Origin of the sequence: Actinoplanes sp. NPDC026670 (assembly GCF_040638175.1) — a bacterium.
GTDB lineage: Bacteria > Actinomycetota > Actinomycetes > Mycobacteriales > Micromonosporaceae > Actinoplanes.
Genome location: NZ_JBEZXU010000100.1, coordinates 22,142 through 34,214 on the forward strand (window position 1 = coordinate 22,142; position 12,073 = coordinate 34,214).

Sequence of the window (12,073 nt, forward strand, 5' to 3'; positions counted from 1 at the left end):
TGACTGTCCGATAGGGTTCGCGGGTGCGGCTCTTCGGGCAGAGTGATCGGCTCTTCGGACGCGACAGCGAATGCGCCCGGCTCGACGATCTCCTCCGGGAGGCGCGAGGCGGGCGCAGCGCGGCGTTGGTGCTGCGCGGCGAGGCAGGCGTCGGCAAGACCGCTTTGCTGCGGTACGCGCGGAGCACGGCTCCCTTCGCGGGCGGAGGCTCCCCCGCGACCAGTGGCGCTTCCTTCGCGCCCGGAGGTTCCCTGGCGATCAGTGGCGTCGAGGCCGAATCCGGATTCCCCTATGCCGGGCTGCACCGCCTGATCCTTCCCCTGCTGGCCGAGCGGGCCCTGCTGCCGGCCACCCAGCGCGCGGCCCTCGAGGTCGCCTGCGGGCTCACCGACGGCCCACCACCCGACCTCTACCTGGTCAGCCTGGCCGCGCTGACCCTGCTGGCGGCGCAACCCCGGCTCTGCGTCGTCGACGACGTGCAGTGGCTCGACCGGGAGTCGGCGGGCGCCCTGGCCTTCGTCGCCCGCCGCCTGCACGCCGAAGGTGTCGTCCTGCTCTTCGGCCAGCGCGCTCTCCCGGATGACGCCGGGCTCCTCGCCGGTGTGGACGTGCTGGAGCTGACCGGTCTCGGCCGGGCCGCCGCGATCGCGCTGCTCTCCGACGTCGTCTCCGGTGACCTCGACCTGAGCCTGGCCGAGCAGATCGCCGACAGCACCGGCGGCAACCCGCTCGCCCTCACCGACCTCGGGCACGAGCTCACCGCCGACCAGTTGCGCGGCGCCTCCCCGCTGCCCGACCCGGTGCCGATCGGCAGCCGGCTGGAACACCACTACTCGTCCCGGGTCCGCGGCTATCCGGCGGTGACCCGCGACTGGCTGGTGCTCGCCGCCGCGGGGACCGGCGGCCGGACCGAACACCTCCTGGACGCGGCCCGGATCCTCGGCACCGGGCCGGAACAGGCGGCGCCCGCCGAGTCCGACCGGCTGGTCACCGGCGCCCCGCCGGTGGAGTTCCGGCATCCGCTGGTCCGGTCCGCGATCTACGGAGACGCCGACCCGGTCCAGCGCCGGGCCGTGCACGCCGCCCTCGCCGAGGCCACCACCGGCCCGGCCGACTCGGACCGGCGGGCCTGGCACCTGGCCGCCGCTACCGTCGCCCCCGACGAGTCGGTCGCCGCCGAACTCGAACGCAGCGCCGACCGCGCCGGCGCCCGCGGCGGCCACACCGCCCGCGCCGGCTTCCTGACCCGTGCGGTCGAGCTGACACCCGACCCGGCGGTCCGGGCGACCCGGCAGGTCCAGGCGGCCGGGGCGGCGATGGCCGCCGGCGCCCCGGGCCGCGCGCTGCTGCTGCTGGACACCCTGGCCGAAGACCTGCTGACCGGTCCCGACCCGGGCACCGTGCTGATGACCCGGGCCGTCGCCGCGGTCAACGCCGGGGTGCCGCACGGCCTGCGGGACGCCGCCGCCATGTGCCTGTCCGCCGCCGAGGCGTTCGGCGACGACCGCGCCAACGCCCGGCTCGCCGTCATCCAGGCCATCCAGCACGTGACCACCGCCGAGCACCTGGGCAGCACCACCGAGGCCGAGATCGCCGCCGCTGCCGCGCCGCTCGCCGGGGACGACCCGGCCGACCTCGACGGGCTCCTGCTGGCCGGCTACTCCGCGTTCATCACGAACGGCTTCGCGGGCGGTGTGCCGCCGCTGCGCCGGGCGATCGCCGCGATCGCCGACCCCGGCCTGCCGGACGAGGTGCTGCTCACCCGGTTCATCCTGGGCATCAACTTCTGCAACATGGTCTGGGACGACGCCACCAAACAGATCCTCATCGACCGGGCGGAGGCGGCCGCACGGCGTACCGGCGCCCTGCACGCCCTGGACATCGTCCACTTCATCGGCGCGATGACCGGCGCGGTCCTCGGCCGGCTCAACGACGCCGACCGGCACGACGCGGCCGGGCAACGGGTCCGCCTGGCGATCGGCATCACCGCCGAACAGGAACAGGTGTGGCGCCATCCGGAGCTGGTGGCCTGGCGGGCCCCGGCCGGGCTCCGGGAGACCCTGCCGCACGCGCTCGGGGTCTTCGAGATGCTGCACATGGGTGGCATGCACGCGGTCACCCGGCTCAGCCTGGCCATGCTCGACAACGCCGTCGGCGACTACGCGGCCGCCCGCGACGGGCTGCTGGGCATCGTCGACCTCGGCCGGCCGCTGCGCTATGCGTGGGCGCTGCCGGAACTGGTGGAGGCGTCGGTCCGCTCCGGCGACCGGGCCACCGCGGAACTGGCCTTCGCCGACCTCGACCTCGCGGCCCGGGCCAGCGACACGCCCCGGGCGCTGGGGCTGCTGGACCGGTCACGGGCGCTGCTGTCCGAGCCTGGTGAGGCGGAGGCGTACTACCTGGCGGCGATCGACCGGTTCGACAACACGGTGTCCTACGGGGACCTGGCGCGGGCCCGGCTCATCTACGGCGAGTGGCTGCGCCGGCGGCGGCGCCGGCGCGACGCCCGCGATCAGCTCACGACCGCTCTGGAGATGTTCGAGGAGGTTCGCGCGAACGCGTTCGCCTTACGCGCGGGACAGGAACTCGCCGCACTCGGGGAACATGTCCAGAGCCCTACGCCCGACGCCGGCCAGACCATCCTCACCCCGCAGGAGGCTGCCGTCGCCATCCTCGCCCGCACCGGGGAGACCAACGCGGAGATCGCGGCACAACTGTTCCTCAGCGCGAACACCGTCGACTACCACCTGCGGAAGGTGTTCCGGAAACTCGGCGTCAGCTCGCGGCGGCAGCTGCGCGACGTGTTGCCCGACTAGGCCGGATTTCGTCGGTGCGTGCACGGGTGACTACGTGCCGCACGTGATTCAACAGTGGTCTCGCTCCCACGAGGATCGGTTCATGAGACCGATCGTTCTTGTGCATGGATTCTGGGTCACTCCGCGCAGCTGGGAGAACTGGATCGCCCACTACGAGGCCAAGGGTCATCAGGTGATCGCGCCCGCCTACCCCGGCTTCGAGGTCGAGGTGGAATCCCTCAACGCCGACCCGTCCCCGATCGTCGACGTCACCGTGCCGCAGATCATCGAACACATCGAGACGCAGATCCGGGCGCTGCCCGAGGCGCCGATCATCATCGGTCACTCGGCCGGCGGCGCGTTCACCCAGATCCTGCTCGACCACGGGTTCGGCGCGGCCGGCGTCGCCATGAACTCGGCGCCCACCGAGGGCGTCCGGGTCGTCCCGCTGTCCCAGGTCAAGTCCACCTTCCCGGTCCTGAAGAGCCCGGCCAACCGGCACAAGGCGGTGCCGCTGACGCTGGAGCAGTGGACGTACGCGTTCACCAACACCTTCACCCCGGAAGAGTCGAAGGCGCTGTACGAGCGGTACGCGATCCCGGCCAACGGGGGCATTCTCTGGGGCAGCGTGCTCGCCAACTTCCAGCCCGGTCACCAGGACACCTGGGTCGACTACCACAACGACGAGCGGGCGCCGCTGCTCTTCGTCTCCGGTTCCGAGGACCACATCATGCCGCCCGAGGTGCAGCGGTCCAACCACAAGCACTACAAGTCGAACACGATCACCGAGATCCGCGAGTACGAGGGGTACGCCCACCTGCTGCCCGCCCAGAAAGGCTGGGAGCAGATCGCCGACGAGGTCCTCGAGTGGGCTCTCCAGCACGCCCGATGAAGATCACGCACATCGGCGGGCCGACCACCCTCATCGAGATCGGCGGGGTACGGCTGCTCACCGATCCGACCTTCGACGAGCCGGGCCGGCGGTACTCGTTCGGCCTCGGCACGTCCTCGGTCAAGACCGCCGGGCCGGCCGTCGCCGCCGACACGCTGGGCCGCATCGACGCGGTCCTGCTCACCCACGACCACCACGGCGACAACCTGGACATCGCCGGGCGGGCGCTGCTGCCGTCGGTGCCGCTGGTGCTCACCACGGTCAGCGGCGCCCGGCGGCTCGGCGGCAACGCCTCCGGCCTCGCGCCGTGGCGTACCGCCACCGTCGGCGACGTCGAGGTGACCGCCACCCCGGCCCGGCACGGCCCGCCGCTGAGCCGGCCCATCGTCGGCGAGGCGATCGGCTTCGCGCTGCGGCCGGCCGGCGCGTCCTCGGTGGTCTGGATCTCCGGCGACACGGTGCTCTTCTCCGGGGTACGGGAGGTGGCGTCCCGGTTCACCGTGGACACCGCGATCCTGCACCTGGGCAGCGTGCAGTTCGGTCTCACCGGGCCGCTGCGCTACACGATGACCGGCCGGGACGCGGCCCGCCTGGTCTCGTTGATCCGGCCCCGGGCGGTCGTGCCGGTCCACTACGAGGGCTGGTCGCATTTCCACGAGGGCCGTTCCGGGGTCGAGGCCGCCTTCGAGCCCGGCGCCCTGACCTGGCTCACTCCCGGCGTACCCACCGACGTCTGAATCCGTGCGGCTCGCACCGCTCCGACCAGCGGTGCGAGCCCTTCACAGGCCCCTTAGCGGTGTCCGGACTCCGGTGCGAGTCCTTTCACGGCGTCCAGACGGCGTTGTCGTGGGCGAAGACGATCCGGCGCGGGTCGAGTGCCAGCAGAGTCCCCACCCAGGACGGTGGGGCGCCGATCCCGGTCCGGTGGGCGAGCGCGTCATAGGTGAACGCGGTGGTGTTGTCGTGACTCTGACCGGCCACGATCACCGTGCCGTCGGCGGTCGTCACCACCACCGACTGGTGGCCGTCGGTGTGGCCCGGGGTGGGCAGGATCCGCACGCCCGGCAGGATCTCCGCCTCGCCGTCCAGTTCCTCATACCGCGCACCGGCGTGATCGACCAGTTCCGGCAGGGTGTGCCACTCGGTGGTCCGGGCCAGCGCCAACTCGGTGCGCTGGGTGAAGACGGGGCGGCCGGCCAGGCTTGGATTTCCTCCACAGTGGTCGAAGTGGAGGTGACAGTTCACCACGTACCGAATGTCATCGATCTTGGAACCAGCGGCGGCGAGCGCCTCGCCGAGCGGAACCCGCCTCGGCTGGTAATGCCGGTCCACATCCGGGTGGGCGCCCATGCCGGTGTCGACCAGAAGCTGCCCGGCCGGATGGTCGATCAGATACCCGAGGGTCGGCTCCACCCGGGCGGCGCCGGTCCCGGTCTCTTCAGCCGGCCGGACGAACCATCCGAAGTCGACCCGTCGAACCGTGATCTCACTCATCGCCGAAGTATCGCCGCCCCGCCCACCCCGGCCCGCAAAATCTCCGCCCAGCAGAACCCGCCCCGCTCACCCAGCACCATCACCGGGCAGTCCCGCAAGCGCAGATCGGCCCGCACCATCGCCGGTGCGGGCCGATCTTTTCTAGTAGTCCCGAAGGGATTCGAACCCTCGCTACCGCCTTGAGAGGGCGGCGTCCTAGGCCGCTAGACGACGGGACCAGAACTTTCCGTTTGCCGCCCACGTGCGGCGGCGGACTGAACTCTATCAGCACTCCGCCCGCAGCCGAAATCGGATATCCACCCACCTCAGCCGGGGTGACCAGCACCACTGCACACCCCGCCGGCCGTCGCTCACAACGGCTAACCACCGCCCGAAAGGACGCTGAACGACGGCTGACCGCGGGTGTGCCCGGCCTCCAGCGCCAGACATCGCTGCCGATACTGTTCCAGCCGGCTCCCACCGCCGTCTCAAAGCCCTCAAACACAACAGTCACGACCCGCCGGCTGGACAGGACGTAGTTGCCGCTCTTGGTGGCGGGACGGGCGGATCAGCCCGGCGGGCGCGGTTCGGCCGGGAGCGCCGCCTGCGTCGCGCGGCCGCCACGGGACCGCGTGGATTGCGGCTGGGGAGGGGTGGGGCGTACCGAATAAAAGAAACAGGCCCGCATCGATTGATGCGGGCCGTTCTCGATGTAGTCCCGAAGGGATTCGAACCCTCGCTACCGCCTTGAGAGGGCGGCGTCCTAGGCCGCTAGACGACGGGACCAGAACATGCTGCTTCTTCCAGCACGACCCTCTCCAGGGAGAGAGCTGCGCTGGGGTACCAGGACTCGAACCTAGACTAGCTGAACCAGAATCAGCCGGGCTGCCAATTACCCCATACCCCATTTGGCCCGGCTTGCCGCGCCGTGGAGAACTTTACCTGAGGCCTACCGGGCCGCCAAATCGGGTTACCTAAATAGATCCGCGTGACGCCGCACCCACTCGGCGTAGCTCATCGCAGGCCTGTTGAGCAGGGCCGCAGCGGTCGGCAGGGCGGGCTGCGGGTGTTCGGCGAGTTGCGCGAGGCCGTCCAGGTACCAGTCGCCGAACTCGCCCATCATCGACCGGTAGTGGGCGGTCGCCTCGTCTCCGGTCAGTTCGACGAAGGTGAGTTCGCGGCCGAGTTCGGCGCCGATCGTGGCGAGTTGCTGCCGCCGGCTGATCGTTTCCGGCCCGGTCAGTTCGTAGGAGTGGCCGAGGTGGTCGTCGGAGAGGAGTACGCGGGCGGCGATCGCGGCGATGTCCTCCTGGGCGATCGGGGCGTTGGCGGCGTCACCCCACGCGTCGCGGATCTCGTCGCCGGCCTTGATCTGTGGCGCCCAGCCGGTGGTGTTGGCCATGAACTCGCCGGGCTCCAGGTGGGTGTACGGAACACCGCACGCCTCGACCGCGTCCTCGATCGCCTGCCAGTGCAGGCCTTTCACGCCGGCCAGGTCGACGATGTGGCGCACGCCGGCCTCGGCGGCGGCGCGGCACACGCCGTCGACGGTGGGGATGTGTGGCGCGAGATACATCCGGTCGACGCCGTCGAGCGCGGCGGCGACCCGGTCCGGCCGGTTGAAGAAGCCGGTCACCACCTCGACGCCGGGCGGCAGCGCGGCCTTGGCCGGGTCGACGGTGAAGGCCCGCACGTCGGTCGCACCGAGTTCCAGCAGCTCGTCGACGACCATGCGGCCGATGTTGGCGGTGGCGCCGGTCACCAGGATTCGCATTCTCGTACTCCCTACGGAAAGTCTTTCCCGTAGGGTATACGGAATCATGGAGAACTACCCACTGCTCTGGCGCAGAACCCAGCCGGCGAAGAAGGCCGTGGGCCGCCCGCCCCGGCTCACCGTGGACGCCGTGGTGGCCGCCGCGATCCGGATCGCCGACGCGAACGGCCTGGAAGCGGCCTCGATGGCCCGGGTCGCGGCGGATCTCGGGGTGGCGACGATGACGCTCTACACCTACGTGCCGTCCCGGGCCGATCTGGTCGCGTTGATGGTCGACGACGTGCTGCTGGCCCGGCAGCTGACCGCGGCCGGGGAGAGCTGGCGGGAGCGGGTCGCGCTGTTCGCCGCGCGCACCCGGGGGATGTATCTGGCGCACCCCTGGCTGACCGAGGTGTCGCTGGTCCGGCCGCCGCTCGGGCCGGGGACGATGGCCGAGCGGGAGTTCCTGATCGCCACGATGTCGCTGGCCGGCGTGCCGACCGCGGCGATCAACCGGGCGGCGCTGGCGGTGACCGCGTACGTCTACGCCTTCGCCCGGGAGGCGGGTGAGGACGCGCGGCTGAGCCGGTCCAGCGGCCAGTCCACCGAGTCGTGGTGGCACGAGCGCGGGGACTTCTGGGAGAACTGGTTCGACGTCGAGGCGCACCCGGCGATGACGGCCCTGTGGAACGCCGGCGGATTCGACGACGAGGGCCAGACCGCGTTCGAGTACGGCCTGGCCCTGATCCTGGAGGGCATAGCGAAAAGCGGGATCGAGCGGTCAGTCGAGTGAGACGACCGGGTTACGCAGCTCGCCGATGCCCTGGATGCTCACCGACACGGTGTCGCCGGGGGTGATCCGGCTGACCCCGGCCGGCGTGCCGGTCAGGATGATGTCGCCGGGCAGCAGCGTCATGACGTGCGACACGTAGGAGATCAGGCTCGGGATGTCGAAGACCATGTCCTTGGTCCGGCCGATCTGGCGCACCTCGAGGTTCTCCGGGTCGCGGCCGACCTCGCAGCGCACCTCGATGTCGCTGACGTCCAGGCCGGTGACGATCCACGGGCCGATCGGGCAGAACGAGTCGAAGCCCTTGGCCCGCGTCCACTGCGGGTCCTTCCGCTGGAGGTCGCGGGCGGTCACGTCGTTGCCGCAGGTGTAGCCGAAGATCGCCTTCTCGGCGCCGGCCCGGTCGACGCGGCGGGCGCCGCTCGCGCCGATCACGACGGCGAGCTCGGCCTCCTCCTCGACGTGCTCGGTGACGCTCGGGATGCGGATCGCGTCGTTCGGCCCGATCACCGAGGTCGAGGGCTTGATGAAGATCAGCGGCTCCTTGGGCACCTCGTTGCCCATCTCAGCGGCGTGGTCGGCGTAGTTGCGGCCGATCCCGATCACCTTGCTGGAGAAGATCGGGGCGAGCAGCCGGATGTCGGCCAGCGCCCACCGCTGGCCGGTGAAGCGCACCTCGTTGAAGGGGATGCTGTCGATCTCGGCGACCGTCAGTCCCGAGGAGCTGTCGCCTTCGACGACGCCGAAGGACACTCCACCAGGGTGGACAAAACGGGCGAAGCGCACGGGGTAATCCCATCTCTAGCGGTGCTGGCGCCTCAAAATCTACGCCGACCTGGACTCCGCCCCGAGCCGCGGGAACGGCTCCAGTGAGAACACCACCTCGATCGGCACCTCGAAGTAACCGCAGATCCGCAGCGCCAGGTGCAGGCTCGGGCTGAACTCGCCGCGCTCCAGGTAGCCCACGGTCTGGTAGTGGACCCCGAGGGCGTCGGCGAGCTGCCGCCGCGAGATGCCGCGCTCGGCGCGCAGCATCGCGATCCGGTTGTAGGTGACCTCGGTGGCCATGGCTCCCTCACATGGTTCGGGTCAGCGCCCGCTCACGGCGGGCCGCCACCAGCGAGCCGGACTCCCGACGCGCCATCCGCCGAAGGATGCCCGGCGCCAGCACGAGCCCCACCACGGCCCAGGCCGCCAGCACACCGGCGGTCTGCCACGGCTGACCCGGCTCACCGGGCAGGAACGCCGAACGCAGGCCCAACCCTAGCCAGTACATCGGGAAGACCTGCGCGACACCCTGCACCCAGCCGGGCAGCACCGACAGCGGATAGAAGATGCCGGACACCCCGGTCAGGGCGGTCACCGGAAGCATCAACATGGCAGCACCGCGGATGGTCTCGAAAAGAGCGCCGAGAACGGCGCCGACAGGCAGAAGAGCAAGGAGAGCCAGCGGTACGAGCCAGAGCAGGATCACCATCGTGCCGCCGTCGAACCGCAGCCCCTCGACCAGGAACGCGCCCGGGATCAGCGCCGCGAGGCAGCTGATCACCATCACCCCGGAGACCAGGACGATCTTGCCGATCAGGTAGCCGGCCATCCCGTTCGGTGTGGCCTTGGCCCGCAGCAGGGTGCCGTCCTCCCGGTCCATCGTGAGGTACTGCGCGGTGGACGCCACCCCGCCGATCACCAGCAGCATGGCCATCGAGCTGACCAGGCTGTAGGAGCCGAGCGACGTCTGCGAGCCGGGCACCTCGGCGTCACCGATCAGCCACAGCACCACAAGCAGGATCACCACCGGGAACAGATAGCCGATGATGTCGGCCCCGTTGGTCACCGTCTGCCGGAGCTCGATCCCGCCGCGCCGCAGACCCGCCCTCAGCAGCCGCCGCCTCATGACCCCTCCGCTTCCCGGACCAGCTTCATATACGTCTCCTCGAGGCTGGCCCGGCGCACCTCCAGGTCACCGATGGCCTCGCCGTGCTCCCGGAACAGCTCGCGGACGAACCCGGTGGCGTCGGCGGCCGCGTGCACGAACCGGCGCCCGTCCCGCGTCCAGCGGATCTCCGACTCGCCGGCCACCTGCCGGGACAGCTCGTCGGCCGAGCCGCTCGCCACGATCCGGCCGGTGGCCAGGACCAGGATGCGGTCGGCCAGCCGCTCCGCCTCATCCAGGTCGTGTGTGGTCAGCAGCACGGTCGTGGAGTCCACATCGGTCATCCGGTGGATCAGATCGTGGAACTCACGCCGCGCCTCCGGGTCGAACCCGACCGTCGGCTCGTCGAGGAAGAGCAGGTCGGGCCGCCCCACGATGCCGATCGCCACGTCGAGCCGGCGACGCTGGCCGCCGGAGAGCTTGCCGGTCACCGTGTTGGCCGACGCCGACAGGCCGACGACGTCGAGCAGCTCGCCGACCGCCCACGGCCGCTTCTTGTCCGGAGTGGAATACGCCTCGTAGTAGGAGCCGAGGTGCTCCAGCAGCTCACGGACCCGCCACTTGCTGTGGTCTCGCCACGACTGGAGGACCACGCCGAGCCGCGCCCGCCAGGCCTCGTCACCGTCGGCCGGATCGACGCCCAGCACCCGGGCGTGGCCGCCGGATCGCATCCGGAAGCCCTCCAGGATCTCGATCGTGGTCGTCTTGCCCGCGCCGTTCGGCCCGAGGAGGACGACCACCTCGCCCGGCGCCGCCGAGAAGTCGACGCCGGACAGCACTTCCTTGTCGCCGTAACGCATGCGGAGGTCACTGACCTCCATCACCGGCGTGTCGACCAAGGCCCCCAACATGTCCACCACACTATCAAGGATGTAGTACATCTACTACACATCAACGTACGTCTCTCATGCCAGATTCGGTGGCGGAACTCATTCGCGCCAAACGGTGATCGTGTTGATCGCTTCGGCTAGATACATTGGTGCGATGGGGATCAAGCAGGTGAGGGCACTCACCACCACGCTGCCCTCGGTTACCTGGATTCCCCTCGCCCGGGCGCACTCCGAGCGCGCCGACCAGATGACCGCGGGCCACCGCGCCCGTCGTGCGACGGGTGAGAAACACGCCATCGAGGATTTCCTCTACGACTACTACGGGACCAGGCCGTCGCTGATGCGCCGCTGGCACCCCGGCGTCGGCACCGGCCTGTCCCCGGCGCCCGACGGCCTGGCCGAGCACGTCGGCTGGAAGTTCTACATGTCCTACCCCGACGGTGTCGTCACCCTCGATCAGGACGCGTTCATGCACGCCCGAGCCGAGAGCGTGCGCTACATCCACGGCCTGCTCACCGCGACGGCGTCCCGGCCGGTCTTCTCCGGCTGCTTCGGCCTGCACGAGTGGGCGATGGTCTACCGCGACACCGAGCATCGGCACGAGCTCCCGCTGCGCCTCGGCCAGGCCGGCACCGACGAGGTGGTCGAGCAGCACAGCATCCGCTGCACCCACTTCGACGCGTTCCGCTTCTTCACCCCCGAGGCGGTCGGTCTCAACCGCCTCCAGCCGACCCGCGCCACCCAGGTCGACCTCGACCAGCCCGGCTGCCTGCACGCCGCGATGGATGTGCACAAGTGGGCACAGAAACTCGGTCCCGCCGTGCCCGGCGCCCTGGCCCTGGACTGCTTCGCCCTGGCCGGCGAGATCCGCCTGCTCGACATGCAGGCCAGCCCGTATGACCTGACCTCCTATGGCCATCCCCCGGTCAAGATCGAAACTGCCGAGGGCAAGGCGGAGTATGTGGCGCGCCAACGCGAACTGGCCCGCCGCGCGGCCGGATTGCGCAGCCGCCTGATCCGCGTCTGCGAGGCGCTGCTCGGCGCGGACGCCGCCGCTCAGAACCGCGAGGCGGTCGCGCCATTCAATCAGCGCTGACGCCCTGAGGGGTGTGGGTAACCCACGACCCCGACCCGCTTCCGCGATACGCCCCGGCAACCCCGACGCCGGACTCGCGGCATCCCGGCGGATCTTGCACGAATGTGCGCTCCCAGGCGGATCTTGCACGAATGTGCGCTCCCAGGCGGATCTTGCAGGATTTGCCACGCCCCAGCGGGAAGAACGCTGCAAGGTCTCCCCGGCGCAGTGGATCTTGCATGACAAACCGCACCCAGACGTGAAGAACCGTGCAAGATCGCGGCCAGCGTGGAGAAGCGTGCAAGATCTATCAAGCTGGACTAGGGCGGTTCCTCCGCGAATACGACATTCCCGACCTCAGACCGGTGGCTCAGTCGCCTGCGTGACCGATGCGACTGCCCGAAGGCTCGTCGTTGCCTCGGCGGCTGCGGTTGGCTGCGGGTCATGTAAGGAACTCCGGTACTTGATCAGTCCGGTGTCCTGGGGTTGCATGAGCATCCCGGTTGGTCCGGTGGGTGGCGTTGAAAGTGGG

At 70.3% G+C, this 12,073-nt stretch carries 11 protein-coding genes and 3 tRNA genes; 5 read left to right on the plus strand and 9 right to left on the minus strand.

Going from position 1 to position 12,073, the window contains the following annotated elements; all coding sequences use genetic code 11:
- The first annotated feature begins 23 nt into the window (after window positions 1-23).
- The 3 genes from AB0E94_RS49095 to AB0E94_RS49105 all read left to right on the plus strand — a co-directional run bounded on the left by AB0E94_RS49095 (window position 24) and on the right by AB0E94_RS49105 (window position 4,424).
- The gene (locus AB0E94_RS49095) at window positions 24-2,816 is read left to right on the plus strand and encodes an AAA family ATPase (RefSeq protein ID WP_360342516.1); all 2,793 of its coding nucleotides are present in this window, start codon (window positions 24-26) and stop codon (window positions 2,814-2,816) included.
- A gap of 82 nt (window positions 2,817-2,898) precedes the next feature.
- Window positions 2,899-3,687 carry an alpha/beta hydrolase gene (locus AB0E94_RS49100; protein WP_360342519.1) on the plus strand — a complete coding sequence of 263 codons (789 nt, stop codon included), beginning with the start codon at window positions 2,899-2,901 and terminating at the stop codon, window positions 3,685-3,687.
- Window positions 3,684-4,424, plus strand: a complete 741-nt coding sequence (locus tag AB0E94_RS49105; protein ID WP_360342522.1) for an MBL fold metallo-hydrolase — start codon at window positions 3,684-3,686, stop codon at window positions 4,422-4,424. Before AB0E94_RS49100 ends, AB0E94_RS49105 begins: the two co-directional genes overlap by 4 nt.
- An 85-nt stretch (window positions 4,425-4,509) precedes the next feature.
- Here the strand turns inward: AB0E94_RS49105 and AB0E94_RS49110 are convergent, their stop codons facing one another.
- The 5 genes from AB0E94_RS49110 to AB0E94_RS49130 form a co-directional block, all read right to left on the minus strand.
- Complete coding sequence (locus AB0E94_RS49110) at window positions 4,510-5,181, minus strand: N-acyl homoserine lactonase family protein (protein WP_360342525.1); 672 nt, start codon at window positions 5,179-5,181, stop codon at window positions 4,510-4,512.
- 145 nt (window positions 5,182-5,326) lie between these two features.
- Window positions 5,327-5,399, minus strand: a tRNA-Glu gene (locus AB0E94_RS49115).
- Window positions 5,400-5,873: 474 nt separating this feature from the next.
- A tRNA-Glu gene (locus AB0E94_RS49120) sits at window positions 5,874-5,946 on the minus strand.
- A gap of 49 nt (window positions 5,947-5,995) precedes the next feature.
- Window positions 5,996-6,067: transfer RNA gene (locus AB0E94_RS49125), tRNA-Gln, on the minus strand.
- A 63-nt stretch (window positions 6,068-6,130) separates the two neighbouring features.
- On the minus strand, window positions 6,131-6,934 hold the full coding sequence (locus tag AB0E94_RS49130) for an NAD(P)H-binding protein (protein WP_360342528.1): 804 nt from the start codon (window positions 6,932-6,934) through the stop codon (window positions 6,131-6,133).
- 46 nt (window positions 6,935-6,980) lie between these two features.
- Here AB0E94_RS49130 and AB0E94_RS49135 point away from each other — a divergent pair, with 46 nt between their 5' ends.
- Complete coding sequence (locus AB0E94_RS49135) at window positions 6,981-7,706, plus strand: TetR/AcrR family transcriptional regulator C-terminal domain-containing protein (protein ID WP_360342531.1); 726 nt, start codon at window positions 6,981-6,983, stop codon at window positions 7,704-7,706.
- On the opposite strand, the gene AB0E94_RS49140 is transcribed toward AB0E94_RS49135, so the two are convergent.
- Genes AB0E94_RS49140 through AB0E94_RS49155 form a run of 4 tightly spaced genes read right to left on the minus strand, consistent with a single transcriptional unit; the run spans window position 7,695 to window position 10,487 of the window.
- Window positions 7,695-8,489, minus strand: a complete 795-nt coding sequence (locus AB0E94_RS49140; protein ID WP_360342534.1) for a fumarylacetoacetate hydrolase family protein — start codon at window positions 8,487-8,489, stop codon at window positions 7,695-7,697. The two genes, AB0E94_RS49135 and AB0E94_RS49140, sit on opposite strands and share 12 nt — an antisense overlap.
- Before the next feature lie 39 nt (window positions 8,490-8,528).
- The gene (locus AB0E94_RS49145) at window positions 8,529-8,771 is read right to left on the minus strand and encodes a helix-turn-helix transcriptional regulator (RefSeq protein WP_360342537.1); all 243 of its coding nucleotides are present in this window, start codon (window positions 8,769-8,771) and stop codon (window positions 8,529-8,531) included.
- A gap of 7 nt (window positions 8,772-8,778) precedes the next feature.
- Window positions 8,779-9,597 carry an ABC transporter permease gene (locus tag AB0E94_RS49150; RefSeq protein ID WP_360342540.1) on the minus strand — a complete coding sequence of 273 codons (819 nt, stop codon included), beginning with the start codon at window positions 9,595-9,597 and terminating at the stop codon, window positions 8,779-8,781.
- On the minus strand, window positions 9,594-10,487 hold the full coding sequence (locus tag AB0E94_RS49155; protein ID WP_360342543.1) for an ABC transporter ATP-binding protein: 894 nt from the start codon (window positions 10,485-10,487) through the stop codon (window positions 9,594-9,596). Before AB0E94_RS49155 ends, AB0E94_RS49150 begins: the two co-directional genes overlap by 4 nt.
- 133 nt (window positions 10,488-10,620) lie before the next feature.
- Here AB0E94_RS49155 and AB0E94_RS49160 point away from each other — a divergent pair, with 133 nt between their 5' ends.
- Window positions 10,621-11,562: a 3-methyladenine DNA glycosylase gene (locus AB0E94_RS49160; protein ID WP_360342546.1), complete on the plus strand. Its 942-nt coding sequence runs from the start codon at window positions 10,621-10,623 to the stop codon at window positions 11,560-11,562.
- Window positions 11,563-12,073 lie beyond the last annotated feature (511 nt).